Genomic DNA, 21,517 nt, shown 5'->3' with positions numbered 1-21,517 from the left:
ATGGCAATTTCACCAATTGGAAATATCACCTATATCAATCAAAACACTCAAGTCAATGTAGCAAATCTAAGAAATAACGAATCTATGCCTATTATAAATCAAGAATTTAAAGACAAAATCAATGAAATTCAAGAGGTGCGCCCTACTGAAGAAACAAATACAATCAACAAAGATTCTAAAAAAGAAAATAAACAAAACTTTCAAGAAAAAAATACAAAAAAGGAAGATGATAAAGAAGAGATAGAAAAACAAAACTACTCTTCTAAACATATTTTAGATATCAAAGCATAGCGGCAAATTTTTTAAACAAAATACTTGCTTCCTTGGGACCAGGACTAGATTCAGGATGGTGCTGCACTGAAAAAATTGGGCTATCTTTATATTCTACCCCCTCAATAGTATTATCAAAAAGATTGCGATGTGTGACATGTGCCACTTCCTCTATCTCCTCTGGCACAGAATAATTATGATTTTGAGAAGTGATTTCCACACCACCGGTTTTAAGATTTTTTACCGGATGGTTCCCACCATGATGTCCAAATTTAAGCTTATATGTATTATAGCCATGTGCAATGGATAATAGCTGATGCCCTAAACAAATGCCAAACATAGGAATTTTATGAACAATAAGTTTTTTAATTTCCATAACCTCTTTAGTCAAAACCATAGGATCCCCTGGACCATTAGATAAAAACACTCCACTAATTTCCCCTATCTTAAAACGCTTGATTAAACTTTCTGCATCAAAGCTATAAGGCAATACCTCCACTTCAAGCCCCACTGCAGTTAATTCATTTAAAATATTTGTTTTAATGCCAAAATCAATAGCCACAATTTTCTTTTGTGTCTGTGATTTAGCATATGAAAAAGTTTCAAAATCAAAAATAGATTGCTGATGTATATAAGGCACCTTTGTCGAAACCTTCTCAATATAATTAATTTCTTCAATACGCTGAGATTTGTGCAACTCTTCTTTCAGGAGTTTTTTATCGCTAATAATAGTTGATGCAATCATCATCATCGCACCTTCATTACGAATTGTTTTTATCAAATCACGTGTATTGATTTGTGCAAGCCCCATAATATTGTATTTTTTTAAAAGCTTTTCTAAATTTTCTTCCGCTCTAAAATTTGAAAATTTTCCATTATATTCTCGAACCAAAATCCCTTTGCAATATGGTATTTTTGATTCTGCGTCAAAAGAATTCACTCCGACAATCCCGATTTCTGGCATACTAAAAGTAATAAATTGTCCTGCGTAGCTAGGATCTGTAATAATTTCTTGATACCCGCTCATTGAGGTATTAAAAACAATTTCCCCAACACTACTTCCCTCTGCACCAAAAGATAGGGCTTCAAAAAACATTCCATTTTCTAAATAAATCCAAGCTTTTTGCATTAAAACCCTCTTCTTGTCAATTCTTCTTGATACATTTTTTCAAAAATTAACTCATACTCATCTGTACCTACCATAATTTTGCGCTTATAGTTTTTAATCTTATCAAAAACCACATCTTCAACCTCTTCATAAATTTTTGCATACATATCAATTGCTTTAAAAATCAAGTTTCTTACTTGATTTTCACTGACTTTAATCTTAATCATTCCTTCCAAGATCATTTCATCAAGTAATTTATGAGATAATTCATTGTATCGATCTTCCCAAGAAAGTGAAAAATTCTCATCTTGTGCAAGCTGCTTTTTAATCATCCAAAACAATTGCTTTTCATCCGCGCGCACATATTCAATTTTTTCAATATTTTCCTCTAAAAGCTGTTTTGCCTTACTATCAATTTGTAATTCTTTTTTGATATCTTCTTCTAAAATTTCTATTGCTAACTTAGTAATTTTATCTATAGAAGTCTGTACCTCCAAAAGATTTGAATTTGCAATGTCAATAGCGATTTTATTTGCCACATAAGAAACATGATTTAGTTTTAATTTCATTGCGCACCTCAATTATTTTAAATAATTATGATTTTAACGAGTTTTCTATAAATTTTTTATAAAAATATTCTAAAAGATAAGCTTATTCTCATCATCAACAATCTTTTTTTCAGGCAACTTTGAAATTTCTGTATAGAAATATTTTACACCATTAATAGTTTTTTGATAAACCCCATCTGGTTTTTCAAAATTCCTCTCCATACCAGGATCAATTTTTAAAATCTTATTAATAAAATCAGAAAATACAGGTGCCACAATACTTGTCCCGCCTCCTATTTTTCCAATAGAACCATTATTGTCATTACCAAACCAAATTACTGCTTGTACTTCTGGCGTAAAACCACAAAACCATGCATCATTATTATTGTTTGTAGTCCCTGTTTTGCCTGCTACATCCATTTTTTTTACCCTAGCCCACCTACCAGTTCCATTTTTTACCACTTCTTGTAAAATAGAAGTGACTAAATAGGCTTGCTGTGGACTTGTGATCTCTTCTTGCTTATTATAAAATACCTTTTTACTACCATCTCTTTTAATTAATTCTTTAACAAGTTGAGGTTCAAGCATTACTCCTTGATTAGAAAAAATTGAATACGCTCTTGCTAAATCCATAGGAGAAGCAATTAAGCTACCCAGAATAATTGTAAGATTCTTCTCTCTAGGATTAAGACTATATTTTTCTAAGGCATTAAAGGTTTTATCAAATCCAACCATATCAACTAAATTTATCGTTGCAAGATTTAATGAATGTATTAACGCATAGCGCAAACTCACAATTCCATTAAAAGAATTTCCAGCATTTCTAGGGCGCCAATAGTCTTCATTATCACTATTGTCAAAACTTCTTGCTACATCTGCTATCATTGTAGCAGGAGAGTATCCTAAATCAAAAGCATTTAAATAAACAAAAGGTTTAATGGTGCTACCAATCTGTCTTTTTGCCTGTGTTGCTCGATTAAATGCACTTTTGGAATAATCAATCCCACCAATTAAGGCTAAAATCTCTCCACTTTTTACCTGTGTCACAATCATAGCACCATTCAACATATGTTCATTTTCATCAAGCTGATTAATTCTCATAGCATTTTTATAACCCTTTTCCATAGCTTCTTGTGCCATAGCCTGATAATCCAAATCAATCCCGACCTTAACTATATACCCACCAGTGCGAATATCTTGAATATAATCTAATTGTTTTAATACCATATCTACTACATATGGTGCTTTATTTTGTGCCAAACTTTGGTTATAAACTTCTGGAATCTCAACAAGAGCGGTCTTATATTCATTCTCACCAATCCAACCCAACGTATACATTCTCTCCAAAATATTATTTGCCCTACTTAAAGAAAAATCAATATTTTTTGTTGGATCATAAAAACTTGGTGCACGAGGCAGACCTGCAATCATCGCAATTTCTTTCAAACTAAGCTGATCAAGAGATTTTCTAAAATATCCCAGTGCAGCTGCTTTTATTCCATAATACCCATGCCCCAAAAAAGTATCATTTAAATAGCGCTCTAAAATTTCCTCTTTACTTAATGATAACTCAATTTGAATTGCTAAAATTGCTTCTTTAATCTTGCGATAAAGCGTTTTATCTCGTGTCAAAACTGCATTCTTAATCAATTGTTGTGTAAGTGTACTTCCACCTTCAGAATACTTTCCATGACGTAAATTTTTAATAATTGCCCTAAGAATTGCATCATAATTAATCCCATGATGTTCAAAAAACAATGTATCCTCAACCGCCAAAAGTGCTTCAATCATCCGAGGTGGAATTTCATTAAAAGTCGCGTAGAATCGGAACTGATTTCCAAAAATATTTGCCACAAGCCTATCTTTTCTATCTAAAATCTGTGTAGTTAATTGTGGGGTGTAGTTTTTTAACCTATCTATATCAGCTTGTAGACTAATCCAGACACTAAAAAACCAACAAAATAAAACACCTAAAACAATACCCAACACAACTAAAAATTTTTTTTTAGAAAAAATCAAACTTTAAACCCCTATCTGTGCCTTTTTATCTTGAAAATAATTATATTTTTCAAGATACATTTCATCAATACAAGCAACAACCCCCTTACTTCCATTTTCCATTGCCTGAATCTTTTGCTCTGTAATTTCTTCAAGATTATCTGCTTTTTTCTGAATAGCTTGAGCCAAATAGTTTGCATTTGTATGTACCTGCATATGAAAACTATCTAATTTTTTATATCCCTGTGTATCAAAAAAGTCACGCTTACCATCACCTTCAAAATACCATTTACCCAAACGACATTGAGTATGATCAACTTGATTAAAGGTATTGCTAATTTTAAAGATCATGGAATAAAGATTATTTTTGTAAATAATATGATCGAGTTTTGCAAGTGCACAGAAAACCTGATTATTGGAATTTTGTACTGCATATTTTGTTAATGTTGAACGATTTCTATAGCTATTTACCGCACCATGAAGCTCCTCAATTTTTATTTTCATTTTATCTGCAACTTCATTTGTCATTTCAATTCCTACTTGTATATCGCTAGATTCTTGCTGCATCGACTTCACGACAATTGCAATTTCTTTTGTTGCTTTTTGTGTTTTTTCTGCAAGTTTTCTTACTTCATCGGCCACAACAGCAAAACCTCTACCATGTGCTCCTGCTCTAGCTGCTTCAATCGCTGCATTCAATGCAAGAAGATTTGTCTGTTCCGCAATATCATCGATCAAAGAAATCACACTGGTGATATCATTGCTACGCTGCATTAAGGAGTGTGCCAAAGACATTACAACATCCATTTTTTTATGTAATTCTTGTACATCATTTAAGCTTTCATTACTTAAAGATAAGCCTGTAATTCCAATTTTTTCACCATTAATCGCCTCACTAAGCATCTCTTTCAACTCAGATAGAATATTTTGCAAAGAATTTTGCGTATCAGAAAAACCTTCTTTTAAATTGGAAAAATATTGGGAAAATATCTGTTTTTTTCCTTCTTCTACAAAACCTTGAGACTTGCTAAGTATACAACACATATCACTAGAGATTATCTGTTTTTGCACATTATAAAGCACACCTCTAATTTCTACTTCCTTTTTATTTATGTCTATTTCTAAAAGTTCTTGATCATCAAGGATTTGTGCTTCACTATTTTTAAAAGTAATCGTGCCGTCTTTTTGCATAAACACAATGCCTCGTGTAGATAAAAATGCTAATTCTTTATATTTTTGTAGCTCTTTTTGCATTCCTTGTATTTCAGAATTTTTCTGTGCAATTCTCAACATCATCTCTTTTGATTTTCCAAACACTACATTCTCCTTTTGATTTTTCTTTACTAGGTTCTGCATTCTATTATACTTAACTATAATAAAAATTCTTCTTTAATTTAGAACTTTTTACCATTTTTAATTTTTCTATTAATCATCAATAATGGGAATTGTGTTACAATAAACATAAAGAGTTATTTTTACAATAAATTAGGGAGTTCTCATGCAAAATAGATTGGAAACTTTAGAATCCATCTTGGAGCGATTAAAATCTTCTATCAAAAAAAATGGATTAAAAAACTCAAAACAAAGAGAAGAGATTATTAGTGTTTTATACAAGAATCGTACACATTTAAGTCCAGAAGAAATTGCCAATGAAATCCGTATCAAAGATAAAAATACTAGTATTTCATCAATTTATAGGATTCTGAATTTTTTAGAAAAAGAAAATTTTGTTACAACATTAGAAACCGATAAGAATGGCAAACGCTATGAGATTGCTGCTAAAGAACATCATGATCATATTATCTGTCTTGAATGTGGCGAAATTACAGAATTTGTCGATAGTAATATTGAGGAACAACAATTAAAAGTAGCGGATATTAATGGCTGTAAGCTTATTAGCCACGATATGCGTCTTTTTGTCGTTTGTAAAAAATGTCAAGCTTCTACTCAAAATCATTCTCATTAAGGGGTTTGGAAAATTCCAAATCCTTTGTAGCAATTCTTCCCAATACATCTTTTAAATACTTTGGATGTAATCCTGCATTTGGTCTAAAAGATCCGATATTCTCACGAGTTAAGATTTCTCCTTTTTGAATTTTCTTTTTGACAAATAAACTTCTTGCAAATACCCTCTCTTGTTCACTCACCACTCTAGGAGAATCTTTATCTCCTAATGCCAAAATCACATTATCAATTTCTTTTGAAAGTCCACAAAATTCTTTAAAATCCATACTAAAATCACTATCCACTCCTCCTAGTTTTTTATCCAAAATAAAATGCTTTTCGATCAAACTTGCTCCAAGAGTAGTTGCGATAATTGCACACAAATTTCCCAAAGTATGATCTGAAAGACCATACTTTACTCCATATTTTTCAAAAAATAATGGCATTTTAGAAAGATTTGCTTTTTTTAATGGTGCAGGATATGCACTTGTACATTGCAAAAGTGTAATATCATTATTTCCTGCTTTTTTGCACACTAAAACCGCATCTTTTATCTCTTCTTCTTGTGCAACTCCTGTGGATAAAATAATAGGTTTTTTTGTCTTTGCTACCTCATAAATAAAATCCAAATCAACACACTCAAAGCTTGCAATTTTATAACGCGGACAATGCAAAGATTCCAAAAGCTCTAAAGCCCTTAAACTAAAAGGAGAGCTGAAAATTTCAATATCAATATTTTTGGCATATTCAAATAATTCTTCATGCCACTCCCAAGGTAAAAATGCTTCACTATAGAGCTCAAAAAGATATTTTCCATCCCATGGGCTATTAGCATTGATTTTAAAAATATTACTTTTAGAATTAAGTGTTAAACATGAAGGAGTATAAGTTTGGATTTTTACAGCATTTGCTCCAGCCTTTTTGGCATATAAAATATGTTTTTTTGCAAGCTCTAAATTTTGATTATGATTTGCACTAATTTCTGCAACTAAAAGTGGTCTTTGTTTTTTATTTTGCATTAATTTTTCCATAAATTAACACATCTTGATATTTTTTATTCATAAAAATATATTCTTTTAATGTCCCCGTATGTACAAATTTATTACGCTCATAACAAGCAATAGCTTTTTTATTACTTGCAATCACTTCTAATACTAAAGAGTGTAACCCAAAAGAATCAAAAGCAATATACTCTAAAAATTGCAAAATCTCATCACCCACTCCTTTTTTTTCAGGATTTTTATAAATACCCAAATAAGCATTTTTGTGTGCAATATTAATTCTCTTTAATGATCCAACCCCCAAAAATTCCTCATCTTTTTTAAAAACCCAATAGCAAGTAGAGGGTGTTGTTTTTAAACTTTCCAAAAAGTCTAAATGTGCCTGCAACGATAAAATTGAAGAATTATACATCCACTTAGAAATTTCAGGATGGTTACGAAATTCTAAAACCTTATAAATTTCCTTTTCTTTTAGATCTACGAAATTTATCGCTTGCACACCATTGAAAGTAAAAATTTTTGCCATTTTTCATTCCTTTAATATTTTTTTTAAACTTTCTTGCAACTCATTACCAAATTTTATCTTAGAAGAGGCAATGCTCATGCTATATCGCGTAACAAAGTCAAGTTTTTTCAAATTTGCAATAAGATTTGTTAAATTCACTTTTTTAATCACTTTCATTGCATCATAAAACCCTACTTGATGATCTTGATTTTTTGCAACACTAAATACAAGTGCAGGAAGCCTAGAACTTATCACTTCATTTACCATTCTTCCCCCTGCAATAATTGCTACATCACAATCCATAAACTCCTCCGCCAAGTTTTCTGAAGTAATATTTTTTAAAATTCTAGCCTTTGTATGTAGTTCATGAGGATAACAAGCCCCTAAAACTACTACAATTTCATAATAAAAACCTTTTAACAGATCCAGCACTTTTTGTGTATAATTTTCCTTATCACTCCCTCCAAAACACACTAAAATTTTTTCAATATTTTTTTTAATCTTTCTTCGCTTTCCAGATTCTAAAAAAATTGAATCATTAATCATGTATTCTAATCCTGCATATACAAGATTTTGAGGATGATTATTATAAAGTTTTTTTGTATTTATTCCACCATTTAAAATCACACTTTCACAAGGAAAATCTAATCTACCAATATCATCAAGCACTAATAACTTTATCCCACAATCTATAACATTCCTATAAACTTCTATTCCTGCTTGATAACTATCAATTACTACTGCTTTTAAATTTTCATCTTGAAGATATTTTAAGATTCTATTTCCAAAAAACCATGCATCACCCCTCCCATTTTCTTCATCATGACAATAAATTTCTACGCTAAACCCTAATCCTAATCCCTCTATCTTTTTTGCCAAAAGAACACAGCGACCATAATGCCCCATACCATAATTAACCCCTCTCTCACAAAAAATAAAAATTTTAGGCATATTTTAGATTATATTTAATTTCTGCAAGATTCCAATCATCTATAGTATCAATATCCTGTGCCATAAGCTTTGGCAAGACAATAGGTATAGAATCTTTATCAAAAATAGGTTTTTGTTCTAAAAAACTTTTGGCATACCCCCAATAAAAAGCCCCAGCATCATGATAAATTTTATTCAAATCTTGCGATCTAAAGACTTGATATTGCGGAAAAAGCAAATTGATTATATCTTCCTGAATACTAAAGCCCCTGAATGGAGAACTTTCAAATTCTACAACCGAAAAAGCATAAGACTTATTTTGACTTTTTTCTAAAGCCATTTTCCCATGTAAAAAATAAGATTCCTCTAAAAGTGGTGCTGTGGCATAAAGACAACAAATCATACTATCTTCTGAAAGTCCAAGCATTTTAATCGCCTCAGCAATTACAGGAAGTGTTGGCGTATCATCTCTTCCTAATTCTTGAGACCTTTTAAGACATTGCGCACCATATTTTTTTGCTACTTCTAAAATCTCATCATCATCACTACTTACAACCACCTGATCAAATACCCCACTTTTTAGGGCAAGTTCAATAGAGTAAGCAATAATTGGCTTACCACAAAACTCTTTGATATTTTTTTTCAAAATTCTCTTACTTCCACCTCTAGCAGGGATAATTGCCACTGTTTCCATCAATAAGGATACTCCCTATCCATAGCATCAGTTGCAACTTTTTTCTTACTTGTATTGCTCAAATCTCCAAGATTTGCATATTGTATTTTTGCATCGGCTAGATATTTAGATTCTACAGTATTGTCCCGATTAATATCATAAGGACGCACCACACCACTTATCTTAATAATCTGCTTTTCTCCATCCACTAAAATCTCTTTATTTCCATAAATATAATAATTTCCATTTTCTAAAACTTTGACAATTCTAGCTGTAATCATTAAATTGAGATTTTCGCTTTTACTCTGACTTCCCCCACCCTTAAAATTAGAATTACTGGTTGGTTTTGTAAAAGTATAATTTGTCTTATCATCAAGTTCTTGAGTTTGTCTTAACTTATTAACATCATTACCATTATATTGCAATCTTGGAGCTGTGGAGTTACCACTAGAGTTATTATTATACGCCTTTGAAGAAGAATAATTTGCACTAGAATTTTCATTAATCACCACAGTAATCAAATCATACGGACGCATTGCTCTCCTATCAGAAAATAATGGCTTATCCCCTTGTCCAAAAAGGCTACCAGGTTGTGCAAAATCTGGAATAAAATCCTTTGATGGCATCTCTTCAACATAACTAGGTGGATCCATCTCAATTTCTGGTTGATAGGCATAAACAATACAAAAAATTGCTAAGATACTTAGAAACTTATCCTTCATTTTTTATCCTTCATTTTTTCCTTATGCTATAATGTAAAGCAAGTTTTATTCCAAAAAGGATTTATCTATGAACACAATTAGAGAAAAAATTAACCAAGATTTAAAAGAAGCAATGAAAAATGGAGATAGCTTTAAACGTGACACCTTAAGACTACTAAATAGCGCATTTAAGCAAGTAGAAGTTGACCAAAGAATCACTCTTAAAGATTCTGATATTATTAAAATTTTAAAAACTGCATACAAACAACGCGATGATGCAGCCATGGCCTATAAAAATGCAGGAAGAAACGATCTTTTTGAAAAAGAAATCAAAGAAATGGAAATTATTACCTCTTATCTTCCTGAACAACTTGATGATGCAGCACTAAAAAAAGCAATTGAAGAAATTATCACTTCTCTCAATGCAGGATCAAAAGACATGGGAAGGGTGATGCAAGAAGCAAAAAAACTTAATGCAGATGGAAAAAGAATTTCCTCTATGGTAAAAGAACTACTTCAAAAAGCTTAAGCTAAAAAGGCTTGCAAGATTTAAGCATTTTTGTATAGTAATAATTTGCCTTTTGCACAATATTTTTTTGATTTGTAATCAAAAGATTTTCATAATTATTTTCAAAGGCATTTTTACTCCAATTTGCCGAACCAAGGACTACAAACTCTTCATCAATAATTACAAGCTTTTGATGCATAATACCATGGTATTTTTTTACACCTTTTTTATTTTCTAGACCTTGAAGTGTACAAGCATTAATATTTTGTAATTTTGCTAAATATCCAATAGTAGAATAAGGACTATTATAATTAGAATCTAAATCATAAATAATAGAAATTTGCACACCTTTTTGAGCTTGCTGTTTTAATACTTTTGCCAACTCCTTATTTGTAAAACTAAAAATAGCAATTTTAATACTTTTTTTAGCACTTAAAATCTGCTTTTGCAGTGCCATTAAAGCTTCTTTTTTTTCATATGGCATAAAATAAATTTCATCCGCATGCAAGGAAATACAAAAAAATAAACATAGCATTATAATTTTATGCAACATTTTAACTCCTCAATGTGATTTCTATAGAATTTAATGCTATAATTTTACTCAAGATTATTTTATATTTTAGGCCAGATTGTGAATATTTTTTTATTTAGCAAAGATTTAATGGTAATAAAAATTGTCAGAAATGCCGCTAAAGCATCTGATCTTTCATTGCAAGTTTTTGAGACTATAGATCTTGCAATATTACAAGAAATTCCTACTCAAAATACTTTAGTTTTTTTTGATGATAATCTTGCGCACCTCACTCATGTAAAAGATACCACATTTTTAAAAGTTTTAATTCACAAAAAAATGTCTAAGCCCTTACAAAATTTTGATCATTATATTAAAAAACCGTTTTTACCCACGCAAATCTTAGAACTCATACGACAATATTACCAACCAGAAACATCAAATACACAAAAATCCCTCAATACTGATTCTTTAGATTCTGATTTTGATCTACCAGACCATACAAAAAATACTTCAAATTTTTTAAATACCTCCTCAGAATTACAAGTTTTTGACAAAGAATTAGAAAAAAGCCTTGATGATTTATCAGAAATTTTTGATAAAAAAGAAATTTCAGATTCCAATACCATGATTTTTGAATCTAGAATGCATTCTTCTCTTGATTCTGACAATTCCATATTAAAACAACCCGAAGATTCTATAATCCCCTCCTCTATAGACCAAGAAAATCATATAAATTTTTCAGAAGAACTTTTTACTACACATTCACAGGAAACTATCCAATCTTCAATATCTACAGAAACTTCAACAATTTCGCAATCCGTTGAAAATCAAGAAAAAAATTCAGAAACTAGTCTTTCTCAAAACTCTATAGATTCTGAAAAAGAAAATAAGATTGTAAATTTTGACTTTTTAGTTTCTCATCAAGATCTATCAAATCCGAAAGATAACTCTACTGATAATTTAAATTCTCTAGAATTTACGCCTCCTAATACTTCCAACAAAGAGAAAGAACTTGATGAGTTTTTCAACGCATTAGATATGCAAAATAACCCTTTTGACGATAAATTCTTACAAGATTTTGATCTCACGCTTTCTTCTACAAAAGCGAATACTGAAAATAATTTAGCGCCTGATGTTGCAACTGCGAAAAATACAACCCCTGAAGCAATAGATACGGAAAACATGGCAAAAAAGGTCGATACAAAAGATAAAGATGAGTTGCTTGAAGATTTACATTTATCTAAAGAGTCCTCAATAGAAAACTGGGATGATATACAAACAAATAATGATTTTTTAGAACATTTAGATAGTTATCTCTCCAATACACCAGAAAATCGTGATAATACCGATCAATCAAGCGTTCTTGACCTTAATCAAATCAATGAAGTAAAAAAATTATTAGAAGAGACACAAACTCCAATAGACCATAATTCGACTTCCATTGATGAAATCACTACAAAGTTGTCCGATCTTGATTTTTTAAATAATTTTCCAAAAAATACAGAAACATCGCAAACACTACATACTCCTACCACTAAAATAATATCCACACAATCTAACAGTCAAGCTCTATATAAAGATCTTGACCATCTCACAGAAACAGACTTTATAGAGCTTTTTGATAGAGAACAATCAGAACAATCAGAACAATCAGAACAATCAGAACAATCAGAACAATCAGAACCTCCTCTTAATATTCATCAATTTTTAGCACAAAAAAAATTTAACTACAATGAAATTGATACTCTAACTCTCAATGAAAATGAAATTTCTCAAACCTTGCAAACCTCTTTTGATAAACCAGAAAATATAAAAATCAATAAACAATCATTAATCCAAGAATTAGATATAGCACAAAATACTATTACCACCAAAGATCTTGCCAAATTAATCAAAGAAACTCCTCAAGAAGAACTTGAAAACCTTCTTAATAGTCTCAATATTTCAATCAATATAAACAAGGGAAAATAATGCATAACAATATGCTTATCTTATCAGGGCCTAGTGGAAGTGGAAAAAGCACTCTCTTTCAAATTTTAAAGCAAGAATTTGACAATCTTTATTTTTCTATATCCACAACTACTAGAGCACCAAGAAAAGGTGAAATGCATGGTAGAGAATATTTTTTTGTTACAGAAAAAGAATTTTTACAAGATATAAAGGAAAATAAATTTTTAGAATGGGCACAAGTGCATCAAAACTATTATGGCACCTCAAAAATTCCTATAGAAAATGCATTAAAAGAAGATCGTTTAATTATATTTGATGTTGATGTGCAAGGACATCGCTCTATTAAAAAATACTATCCTTTTGCAAAATCTATTTTTATTACAACACCTACAGATATGATTTTAAAACAGCGTCTAGAATCTCGTCAAAGTGATGATGCCATCACTATTCAAAAGCGTATTCAAAATGCCTATGAAGAAATGCAACATATCCATGAATTTGATTTTGTAATTATTAATGATAATATCAATCAAGCATCAAAATCTATTCTGGCAATTGCCCACTCGCTTTCTTGCACAAATTTTGATGCTCTAGCACTAAACAAAAAATGGAAAACTATATAAAAATAATATTTTTTTTGTATAATCTTTAAAATTTTCATAATTTAAAAAAAGGAGTAATTATGGGTGGTTTTGGAAGCATTTGGCATTGGGTTATTGTTTTGCTTGTTATTGTATTACTATTTGGTGCAAAAAGAATTCCGGAATTAGCAAAAGGTCTTGGTAGCGGTATCAAAAACTTTAAAAAAGCTATCAAAGAAGATGATGAAGAAGAAATAGAAGAGATAGAGAATAAAAAACAAGAAAAAATTGCTGCTACAAAAGCTGAAAAAGTAAAAAATACAAAAATATCTAAGGAAGATTGATGTATCAAACCATCAAAACACAATTAGAAGCTAAATTAGACTTACAAGATATTAGCTTAGAAACGCCAAAAAATAAAGATTTTGGCCATTATGCAACTCCTATTGCATTTACTCTGGCTAAAACTTATAAAAAATCTCCTCAAAATATTGCTAGTGATCTAGCTCCAAAGATTCAAGAAATAGATATTTTTGAAAAAGTCGAAGTTATTGGAGGATATATCAACCTCACTCTTTCTTCACATTTTTTAGATTCTATGGCAAATCATACTCTTTTTCACAAAGCTACACCTGCAAAAAAAGAACAATCAATACTCTTAGAATATGTTAGTGCAAATCCTACAGGACCCCTTCATATCGGTCATGCAAGAGGTGCTATTTTTGGTGATAGTCTTGTAAAAGTTGGTAATTATCTTGGATACAATATCAAAACAGAATATTATATTAATGATGCAGGCGCTCAGATACAAATGCTAGGTCTATCCATCATGCTTGCTGGACAAGAATATCTACTTAACCAAAGTGTAGAATATCCTGAAAACTACTACAAAGGTGAATATATCATAGATATTGCAAAACTAGCTCTAGAAAAATTTGGTAAAGAAATATTTACACAAGAAAATATTCCTATTCTCAGTATTTTTGGCAAAGATCTAATGCTTGAAGAAATCAAAAGTAATCTCTCGGAACTTGGCATTAACTTCGACTTTTTTGTGAGTGAAAAAGAGCTTTATTCTCAATGGAAAGATATCTTAGAAAAACTAAAAACACATAATGCTATTTATGAAAAAGATCAAAAAATTTGGTTAAAATCTGAAATATTTGGAGATGAAAAAGATCGTGTTATTGTTAGAGACAATAATGAACCTACCTATTTGGCTGGTGATATTATCTATCATCATGATAAATTTATAAGAAAATATGCACACTATATCAATATTTGGGGCGCAGATCATCATGGCTATATCAACAGAATTAAAGCCAGTTTAGAGCATTTAGGTTTTGAAAGCAATAAACTTGAAATTATCCTTGCACAAATGGTAAGTCTTCTTAAAGGTGGGCAACCATACAAGATGAGCAAACGAGCAGGAAATTTTATCTTAATGAAAGATGTTGTCGCAGATATTGGTGCAGATGCACTGCGTTTTATCTTTTTATCCAAAAAGCTTGATACTGCTCTAGAGTTTGATCTTCAAGAGCTTGAAAAACAAGATTCTAGCAATCCGATTTTTTATATCAATTATGCAAACGCCAGAATCCATACACTTTTCAAAAAGGCACAAAAAGAATATGATTACTCTAAAGTAACACTTAAAAATCTTAAAAATAAAGATGCTTTGGACTTGCTCTTTTTAGCACTACAATTACAAAAAATTCTACAAAATGCTTTTGAAGAAAGAGCTTTGCATAAAATTTGTGAATATTTAAAAAATCTTGCAGGAGTTTTTCATAGCTTTTATAATCAATATAAAATTTTAGACACTACCAATGAAGCAGAATTTTTAAAAATCTTTGCAGTGGTTAGCAATACCTTCACCCTTGCATTCCATCTATTGGGTATTCAAATAAAAACTGAAATGTAACTGCAAAATTACTTTTCAAGGATATCTTCCACTCAAAAATTCTTGAAAAGTAAAATATAAACGCTTGATAAAATACCAGATTAAAAATTTAAATATTTTACACATAAGCTACATAGCTTAACGTTTAAATTCAACTCTAACTTATTTGACCCTGCACAAGAAGATTGTTTTATGTGTTGCCATAAATACCTAAAAAATATGAGTGCAAAAAACTCTCTTCTAAATTCTACACAAGTCCAATAAAAGTTTTTGCCTGACTATAGGTTTTTTGAGCAATTTCTCTAGCTCTATCCCTACCTTCTTCCAAAATTTTTTCAATATACCCTTGTTCATTTTTTAAAAGCTGATATTTTTCTTGCATCGGTCTTAATGTCTCTATCACTATTTCTGCAACTGCTTTTTTCAAATCTCCATACCCTCTACCTACAAACTCCATCTCAATACTCTCACGCGTTTTTTTACTTAAAGTTTCGTAAATACATAAAAGATTATAAACTCCTGCACGATTTTCATCAAACCCAATGCATGCCTCAGAATCCGTGGTAGCCTTTTTAAATTTTTTCAAAATCTCATCTGGTGTATCCATTAAAAATATCGCATGATTCGCACCATTAGCTGATTTACTCATTTTACTCATAGGATCATCTAGCCCCATCACTCTAGCTCCCACTTTTGGAATCAAAGCTTCTGGCACCTTAAAACACTCTCCAAAATCACGATTAAATTTTTGTGCAACATTACGCGTTAATTCTAGATGCTGTTTTTGATCCTCTCCCACTGGCACTAAATCTGCATTATACAACAAAATATCCGCAGCCATCAATGCAGGATAGTTAAATAATCCAACATTAATATTTTTAGGATTTTTTTGAGATTTATCTTTAAATTGTGTCATCCTACTCATCTCGCCCATAGAAATATTACAATCTAAAATCCATGCAAGTGCAGCATGTTCATCAATTTCACTCTGAATAAAAAGACAAGATTTTTTAGGATCAATTCCACAAGCAATCAAAACTCTTGCAAGTTCGTAGGTTTTTTCTCGAAGTTCTTGTGGTTTTTGCGTTGTTGTAATGGCGTGAGAATTTACAATACAAAAAATATTCTCAAACTCATCTTGAGAAGCTACCCAGTTTTTTACAGCACCCAAGTAATTTCCTAAATGAATTTTTCCAGTCGGTTGAATTCCCGAAAATACGCGCTTCATTAGCATAAATCCTTTATTTTTTTTAAATACTTTTAATTATATCTATAATTTTTTAATTCCTTTTATGCTTTCATCAAGTTTTTTTCGATAAAATACGCTAAAAACATTGACGCAGGAGTTTTTAATGATTAACACTCTATTTATTTTGCAAATTATTTTGACAGTTTTAATTGTCATTGTTGTTTTAATGCAAAAAAGTTCTAGCATTGGGCTTGGTGTGTATAGCGGAAGTAATGATTCTCTTTTTGGAGCAAAAGGTCCCGCAGGTTTTATGGCGAAACTTACTTTTATTCTAGGAGTATTATTTTTAGCAAACACCATCACCTTGGGATATTTTTATAACAAAGAAAATCACAAAAGTGTAACAGATACTATTGATCAAAAAACCTTAATTCCACAAAATCCACTAGAAAACAAACTACAAATCCCTAATACTCCAGCACAATCACCATTTGAAAAAAAGGAAAAATAATGACTCAAGAGATTTTCAATAATACCAAAGCGCATATGGACAAAAGTATCGACTCTTTAAAAAGAGATTTTCTCACATTACGTAGTGGAAAGGTTTCTGTAAATATTTTGGATAATATTAAAGTAGATTACTATGGAACCCCCACTCCTCTCAACCAGGTAGGATCTGTGATTGCACAAGATGCAACTACTATTATAATTACCCCATGGGAAAAAACATTACTCAAAGATATTGAACGATCTATTCAAGAAGCAAATATTGGTGTAAACCCAAATTCCGATGGAGAAACCATCAAACTTTTTTTCCCGCCAATGACACAAGAACAACGCAAGGAGATTGCAAAAGATGCAAAAGCCATGGGAGAAAAAGCAAAAATTGCAATTAGAAATATCCGTCAAGATTCCAATAATCAAATTAAAAAACTAGAAAAAGATAAAAGTATTACAGAGGATGAAAGTAAAAAAGCACAAGATACAATCCAAAAATACACCGATGAGTATGTAAAAAAAATTGAAGATATGACAAAAAACAAAGAAGAAGAAGTAATGAAGGTTTAAATATGCAAAAACTAGATATTGAACAATACTACAAAAATGCAAATGCACTTTTAAAAGGGCATTTTTTACTAAGTAGCGGAAATCACTCTGATACCTATTTACAATCCGCAAAAGTTTTGGAAAACCCAAAAGTCGCAGAAATTTTAGCACAAGCACTTGCTCTTCAAATCAAAGAATCTGGTATAAAGATTGATTGTATCTGCTCACCTGCACTAGGTGGAATACTTGCAGGATACGAACTAGCACGTGCACTTAATACACGTTTTATTTTTACAGAACGTGTAGATGGAAAAATGACATTAAGAAGAGGATACAAGGTCAAAAAAGGTGAAAAATTTCTTGTTTGTGAGGATATTATTACTACTGGTGGATCTGCATTAGAAGCGGCACAATGTATCAAGGAACAAGGAGGAGAGATTCTTGCATATGCAGGCTTAGCCAATCGTGGATTTTGTCAACGCGTAGGAAGTAATTTAACTAAAAAACCTGAATGCAAATTGCCTGATAACGTGCCATTATTTGCATTAGAAGATTTTATTTTTAATATGTATGATTCTAATAACTGCCCACTCTGCAAAGAAGGAAGTCAAGCAATTAAACCAGGTAGCAGGGGAAACTAACTTGATAAAAGAAACTTTACAAAATGCCCTAATTATACCTAGATTCAAGGCTTTTGTAACCGATCTTTTTATGATATACACCCCCATTCTATATATAATGACTTATTTTGTACTAGATGGTGCCAAATCTTTTCAAAATAATCAAGGTGCTATATTAATTTGTTTTTTACTTTATGGTTTTTTACTTGCAAGCTTTTTTTCTGCAAAAAAACAAACTCCTGGTTTTAAATACGCACAAATCCAACTTACTCAAATTAATGGTAAAAAAGTTAGTTTTTTACAAGCATATTTGCGATTTTTTATTTGGGCTCTTTCTATGGCCTTACTAATTGGAATATTCTTTCCTTTTTTTACAACAAAACATCAATGCTTGCACGATTTAATTTGCAAAACAAAGGTCACTCTTACATAAGCCCAAAAATTCCCAATTCTATTACTTTTATCTCTATCTTTTTATCTATCTTTTATATTTTTTTGGTAAAATGCCAAAGCTTATTTAATTTTATAAGGATTGTTTTATGGAACTGGAAAGTCGCTTTTTTACATTTGCGAGCCTAATAAGTCATGATCATGATTTTATCATTGGGTTTTATACTGTTTTATGTGCAATTATTACAGTGTTTGTTAGCAAACTTGCTACACGAAAAATGCAAATGACCCCCAATGGATTACAAAATATTTATGAAACTGTTATCGAAGGTATCTTAAATGTCGCAAAAGATGTAATTGGTGAAGAAAATGCTAAAAAATACTTCCCGCTGGCTGGGAGTCTTGCAATTTTTATTTTTTTCTGCAACATGATTGGTATTATTCCTGGATTTGAAGCACCCACTGCAAGCTGGAACTTCACTCTTGTTCTTGCATTGATTGTATTTTTTTATTACCATTTTGAAGGAATTAGAGCACAAGGTTTTGTAAAATATTTTTCTCATTTTTCTGGCCCTATGCTCATTCTTGCACCACTAATGTTTCCCATTGAAATCATCTCTCATCTTTCTAGAATCATCTCACTGACCTTTCGTCTGTTTGGTAATATTAAGGGTGATGATATGTTCTTGCTTGTAATGCTTATGCTAGTACCTTGGTTGGTACCTATTGCACCATTTTTTATCCTTGTATTTATGGGGATTTTACAAGCTTTTGTATTCATGATTCTTACCTATGTATATCTTGCTGGGGCTATACTCATACAAGAAGAAGATCAGCATTAATGTTTAATAACCTACACACTTTCCTAAAAATACTAGAAGTTTTTGTAGGAATCTTTTTTGGAGTCGCAATCTTTGGCTCCATTTTTATTTTTTTTCTTTTTTCTACATTAGGCACTATAACAAGTTTTATTTTTACACTCTTTTCTTTTTGTTTTTTTACTTTTATGGGTTTACTTACGCAATCATTAATTTTCTTACTCAAAAAATAATTTTGGCATAATATTTGCTTTATATCCCCAAAAGACATTATCTGAGATTAAAGGGATATTATGCGCATCATTTCTGTAATTAACAAACTTTTTACGTCAAAAAAAATTTTTAATAAAAAATTTCACGCTACTTATTTTTTTAAAAATCTTCCTACTGATACACTTACTCTATCAACAACATATCAAAAAATACAACAACTTCAACCTCAAAAAAACTATCTTCAAAATAAACACACACTTTTAGATTTTACTAAACAATTACAAGAAAAACAAATCATCGATGATCATGAAAAAATCGCTCTACATTTTCTCATTAAAAAAAGCAAAAAGATAGATTTTAAAAGCTTTAATGCTTTTGCGCACCAAAAAAATCTCAATAAAAAAATGCAAAAACTCTTAATAAAAAGTATCCATAAATTACAAATGGTGCATTATATTACTTCACACTCTTCATGAGAACTTTTTCACCAGGCATTTGGTATTCTTTGCCACTATGCCCAACAGCATGAATTCTTGCATCAAAGTCTGGATATAATTCATTTGCTACAAATAGTTGCTTAGCCTCAAGCAAAAGTGTCTTTGAATATTTTCCAATATCTAAAAGATCAAAATAATCACACATAAATGCAATTCTACTTTTTTCAACAACAGGAGGATATTCTGGCACAATCGCTTGCATAGGAATATTAAATTTTACTGCCTCACTCTCTGTGCTTGGCAATTCCTGTGAACTTGCATGCATCAAGCCCAATTGATCAGATTCGCAAATACAAATACTAGCTTTTTTTTCACAAATAATATTTTTAAACGTATCTTTTAAATCACCATCACTCTTAGAATAAAAACATACAGAAAAAACAATTGGCTCACTACTCACAGGCGCAAAAAAACTAAAAGGGGCGAGATTTATCACTCCTTGATTATTTACTGTAACAATCCATGCAATTGGCCTTGGAATAATACAGTTATCCAAAATTTTAATTTTTGATAATGCAGAAATTTCTTCTAAATTAATTTGCAAATTCTTCCTTTTTTAATTGTTTTTCAATTGCCAAAATCACTTCTTCTGGCTTAAGATCCTTCATGCATCGATGATGCCCCAAAGGACATTCTCTTTTTTGACAAGGTGCACAAGAAAGATGTTTATTAATCACAATACAATTCTTCATCTGCCAAGGCAAGCAATAAGTAGGATGAGTAGGTCCAAAAAGTATAATCGCTGGTGTATTGCACCCCACAGCAATATGTCCCGCTCCACTATCATTACCAATAAATAAATCTAATGATGCAATATAATCTACAAGCTCAGACACTGAGGTTTTTGCACTCAAATCAAATAAATTTGAAAAATCCTGATTCTTGGCATTTTCCTTGACCATTTTTATAATTTTTTGATTAAGTACAACATCTTGTGATGCACCAAAAAGAAACACTCTATGCCCTTGCACAATCACATATTCCACAATTTGAGCAAAATATTCTGGCAACCATGCTTTTGCACTACCAAATGCAGCACCCGCGGCAATACCAATATTTTTTCTTTTTTCAGAACCATGTTGTAGAATCTTTTTTTGATAAATAAGATTAAGCCCTCCAACCCTCTCATTTATCCCCAAACCCTCTAAAATTTGCGCATAGCTCAAAACCTGATGTGTCACCTTTTTTTTCTTCACACTACAATTTAGTAAAAAATTACGTAGAAATCCATTAAAACCCACCCTTATGGGACTCCTTGTTGCAAAAAGCAAAAAAGCTGAATAAAAGTGATTCGTAAAAGTAATAGCTATATCACATTTTCCAATTTCTCTTGCGAATTTATAAGTCGCAAAAAGGCGATTTTTAGCTTCTTTTGTATGATCGACAAAAACTTTTTTTACTCGCTCATCACGCGTAAAAAGATCGCACACTCCTTGTGGACCTACCAAAATAAAAACTGCATCTTTATAATAATGCTTAAGAATTTCAAATATAGGAGTTAGCATCACTCCATCACCTAACCAATTAGGCAGTCTAATCAAAATCTTCATCGTCTATCTTTTAACATAGTTCTTTTTTATTTTATTGTTATAATAATACATAAAAAATT

Annotated in this window: 27 protein-coding genes and 1 pseudogene; 13 read left to right on the top strand and 15 right to left on the bottom strand. The window is 31.0% G+C overall.

The genetic code is table 11. The annotated features are described in order from the left end of the window. Positions 1-291: a hypothetical protein gene (locus tag LW133_RS02475; RefSeq protein WP_233076057.1), complete on the top strand. Its 291-nt coding sequence runs from the start codon at positions 1-3 to the stop codon at positions 289-291. On the opposite strand, the gene carA is transcribed toward LW133_RS02475, so the two are convergent. The 5 genes and pseudogenes from carA to LW133_RS07415 all read right to left on the bottom strand — a co-directional run. Beyond that, entirely contained in the window at positions 281-1,399 is a 1,119-nt protein-coding gene (carA, locus tag LW133_RS02470; protein WP_233076056.1) for a glutamine-hydrolyzing carbamoyl-phosphate synthase small subunit, read from the bottom strand. The two genes, LW133_RS02475 and carA, sit on opposite strands and share 11 nt — an antisense overlap. Then, complete coding sequence (locus tag LW133_RS02465) at positions 1,399-1,947, bottom strand: DUF507 family protein (protein ID WP_233076054.1); 549 nt, start codon at positions 1,945-1,947, stop codon at positions 1,399-1,401. Before LW133_RS02465 ends, carA begins: the two co-directional genes overlap by 1 nt. Before the next feature lie 69 nt (positions 1,948-2,016). After that, complete coding sequence (locus tag LW133_RS02460; protein WP_233076052.1) at positions 2,017-3,945, bottom strand: transglycosylase domain-containing protein; 1,929 nt, start codon at positions 3,943-3,945, stop codon at positions 2,017-2,019. 3 nt (positions 3,946-3,948) lie between these two features. After that, complete coding sequence (locus LW133_RS07420) at positions 3,949-4,428, bottom strand: CZB domain-containing protein (protein ID WP_408610453.1); 480 nt, start codon at positions 4,426-4,428, stop codon at positions 3,949-3,951. 39 nt (positions 4,429-4,467) lie between these two features. Next, a pseudogene (locus tag LW133_RS07415) lies at positions 4,468-4,731 on the bottom strand (methyl-accepting chemotaxis protein); the annotation flags it as partial. Between the two features lie 691 nt (positions 4,732-5,422). On the opposite strand from LW133_RS07415, the gene fur reads away from it, so the two are divergent. Then, entirely contained in the window at positions 5,423-5,890 is a 468-nt protein-coding gene (fur, locus tag LW133_RS02445; protein WP_233076050.1) for a ferric iron uptake transcriptional regulator, read from the top strand. Here fur and pseI read toward each other — a convergent pair. Genes pseI through flgH form a run of 5 tightly spaced genes read right to left on the bottom strand, consistent with a single transcriptional unit; the run spans position 5,868 to position 9,699 of the window. Further along, on the bottom strand, positions 5,868-6,887 hold the full coding sequence (gene pseI, locus LW133_RS02440; RefSeq protein ID WP_233076049.1) for a pseudaminic acid synthase: 1,020 nt from the start codon (positions 6,885-6,887) through the stop codon (positions 5,868-5,870). The genes fur and pseI overlap by 23 nt on opposite strands. Then, a complete protein-coding gene (gene pseH, locus LW133_RS02435) occupies positions 6,877-7,395 on the bottom strand; it encodes a UDP-4-amino-4,6-dideoxy-N-acetyl-beta-L-altrosamine N-acetyltransferase (protein WP_233076047.1) in 519 nt (172 codons plus the stop codon). Before pseH ends, pseI begins: the two co-directional genes overlap by 11 nt. Before the next feature lie 3 nt (positions 7,396-7,398). Next, entirely contained in the window at positions 7,399-8,280 is an 882-nt protein-coding gene (locus LW133_RS02430; protein ID WP_233076046.1) for a hypothetical protein, read from the bottom strand. A 37-nt stretch (positions 8,281-8,317) separates the two neighbouring features. Next, positions 8,318-8,998, bottom strand: coding sequence for a pseudaminic acid cytidylyltransferase (gene pseF / locus LW133_RS02425; protein WP_233076045.1), 681 nt, complete (start codon positions 8,996-8,998; stop codon positions 8,318-8,320). Further along, complete coding sequence (flgH, locus tag LW133_RS02420) at positions 8,998-9,699, bottom strand: flagellar basal body L-ring protein FlgH (protein ID WP_233076044.1); 702 nt, start codon at positions 9,697-9,699, stop codon at positions 8,998-9,000. Before flgH ends, pseF begins: the two co-directional genes overlap by 1 nt. A 67-nt stretch (positions 9,700-9,766) precedes the next feature. Between flgH and LW133_RS02415 the strand changes: the two genes are divergently transcribed. Then, positions 9,767-10,207 carry a GatB/YqeY domain-containing protein gene (locus LW133_RS02415; protein ID WP_233076043.1) on the top strand — a complete coding sequence of 147 codons (441 nt, stop codon included), beginning with the start codon at positions 9,767-9,769 and terminating at the stop codon, positions 10,205-10,207. Position 10,208: 1 nt separating this feature from the next. Here the strand turns inward: LW133_RS02415 and LW133_RS02410 are convergent, their stop codons facing one another. Further along, positions 10,209-10,739 carry a phospholipase D-like domain-containing protein gene (locus LW133_RS02410; RefSeq protein ID WP_233076042.1) on the bottom strand — a complete coding sequence of 177 codons (531 nt, stop codon included), beginning with the start codon at positions 10,737-10,739 and terminating at the stop codon, positions 10,209-10,211. A gap of 78 nt (positions 10,740-10,817) precedes the next feature. On the opposite strand from LW133_RS02410, the gene LW133_RS02405 reads away from it, so the two are divergent. Genes LW133_RS02405 through argS form a run of 4 tightly spaced genes read left to right on the top strand, consistent with a single transcriptional unit; the run spans position 10,818 to position 15,155 of the window. After that, positions 10,818-12,671, top strand: coding sequence for a hypothetical protein (locus LW133_RS02405; protein WP_233076041.1), 1,854 nt, complete (start codon positions 10,818-10,820; stop codon positions 12,669-12,671). Beyond that, the gene (gene gmk, locus LW133_RS02400) at positions 12,671-13,273 is read left to right on the top strand and encodes a guanylate kinase (protein WP_233076040.1); all 603 of its coding nucleotides are present in this window, start codon (positions 12,671-12,673) and stop codon (positions 13,271-13,273) included. Before LW133_RS02405 ends, gmk begins: the two co-directional genes overlap by 1 nt. Before the next feature lie 59 nt (positions 13,274-13,332). Continuing rightward, entirely contained in the window at positions 13,333-13,575 is a 243-nt protein-coding gene (tatA, locus tag LW133_RS02395) for a twin-arginine translocase TatA/TatE family subunit (RefSeq protein WP_233076039.1), read from the top strand. Further along, the gene (gene argS, locus LW133_RS02390) at positions 13,575-15,155 is read left to right on the top strand and encodes an arginine--tRNA ligase (protein WP_233076037.1); all 1,581 of its coding nucleotides are present in this window, start codon (positions 13,575-13,577) and stop codon (positions 15,153-15,155) included. Before tatA ends, argS begins: the two co-directional genes overlap by 1 nt. Positions 15,156-15,381: 226 nt before the next feature. Here argS and trpS read toward each other — a convergent pair whose 3' ends face one another. Beyond that, complete coding sequence (gene trpS / locus LW133_RS02385; RefSeq protein ID WP_233076036.1) at positions 15,382-16,368, bottom strand: tryptophan--tRNA ligase; 987 nt, start codon at positions 16,366-16,368, stop codon at positions 15,382-15,384. Positions 16,369-16,486: 118 nt separating this feature from the next. Between trpS and secG the strand changes: the two genes are divergently transcribed. From secG to LW133_RS02360, 5 genes are all read left to right on the top strand, one after another. Next, on the top strand, positions 16,487-16,834 hold the full coding sequence (gene secG, locus LW133_RS02380) for a preprotein translocase subunit SecG (protein WP_233076035.1): 348 nt from the start codon (positions 16,487-16,489) through the stop codon (positions 16,832-16,834). Continuing rightward, positions 16,834-17,391: a ribosome recycling factor gene (frr, locus tag LW133_RS02375; RefSeq protein WP_233076032.1), complete on the top strand. Its 558-nt coding sequence runs from the start codon at positions 16,834-16,836 to the stop codon at positions 17,389-17,391. The genes secG and frr overlap by 1 nt, the downstream gene beginning before the upstream one ends. A 2-nt stretch (positions 17,392-17,393) precedes the next feature. Next, positions 17,394-18,011: an orotate phosphoribosyltransferase gene (gene pyrE / locus LW133_RS02370; protein ID WP_233076031.1), complete on the top strand. Its 618-nt coding sequence runs from the start codon at positions 17,394-17,396 to the stop codon at positions 18,009-18,011. After that, the gene (locus tag LW133_RS02365; protein WP_269843709.1) at positions 17,941-18,423 is read left to right on the top strand and encodes an RDD family protein; all 483 of its coding nucleotides are present in this window, start codon (positions 17,941-17,943) and stop codon (positions 18,421-18,423) included. Before pyrE ends, LW133_RS02365 begins: the two co-directional genes overlap by 71 nt. 112 nt (positions 18,424-18,535) lie before the next feature. Next, on the top strand, positions 18,536-19,222 hold the full coding sequence (locus LW133_RS02360; protein ID WP_233076187.1) for a F0F1 ATP synthase subunit A: 687 nt from the start codon (positions 18,536-18,538) through the stop codon (positions 19,220-19,222). Here LW133_RS02360 and LW133_RS02355 read toward each other — a convergent pair. Further along, entirely contained in the window at positions 19,197-19,424 is a 228-nt protein-coding gene (locus tag LW133_RS02355; protein ID WP_233076029.1) for a hypothetical protein, read from the bottom strand. The two genes, LW133_RS02360 and LW133_RS02355, sit on opposite strands and share 26 nt — an antisense overlap. A 67-nt stretch (positions 19,425-19,491) precedes the next feature. On the opposite strand from LW133_RS02355, the gene LW133_RS02350 reads away from it, so the two are divergent. Next, positions 19,492-19,887 carry a hypothetical protein gene (locus LW133_RS02350; protein ID WP_233076028.1) on the top strand — a complete coding sequence of 132 codons (396 nt, stop codon included), beginning with the start codon at positions 19,492-19,494 and terminating at the stop codon, positions 19,885-19,887. Here LW133_RS02350 and LW133_RS02345 read toward each other — a convergent pair. Then, a complete protein-coding gene (locus tag LW133_RS02345) occupies positions 19,868-20,452 on the bottom strand; it encodes a flavin reductase family protein (RefSeq protein WP_233076027.1) in 585 nt (194 codons plus the stop codon). The two genes, LW133_RS02350 and LW133_RS02345, sit on opposite strands and share 20 nt — an antisense overlap. Beyond that, the gene (waaF, locus tag LW133_RS02340; RefSeq protein ID WP_233076022.1) at positions 20,442-21,458 is read right to left on the bottom strand and encodes a lipopolysaccharide heptosyltransferase II; all 1,017 of its coding nucleotides are present in this window, start codon (positions 21,456-21,458) and stop codon (positions 20,442-20,444) included. The genes LW133_RS02345 and waaF overlap by 11 nt, the downstream gene beginning before the upstream one ends. Between the last annotated feature and the right edge of the window lie 59 nt (positions 21,459-21,517).

Source organism: Helicobacter anatolicus (assembly GCF_021300615.1).
GTDB lineage: Bacteria > Campylobacterota > Campylobacteria > Campylobacterales > Helicobacteraceae > Helicobacter_H > Helicobacter_H anatolicus.
This window is presented reverse-complemented; position numbering and strand designations above follow the sequence as displayed.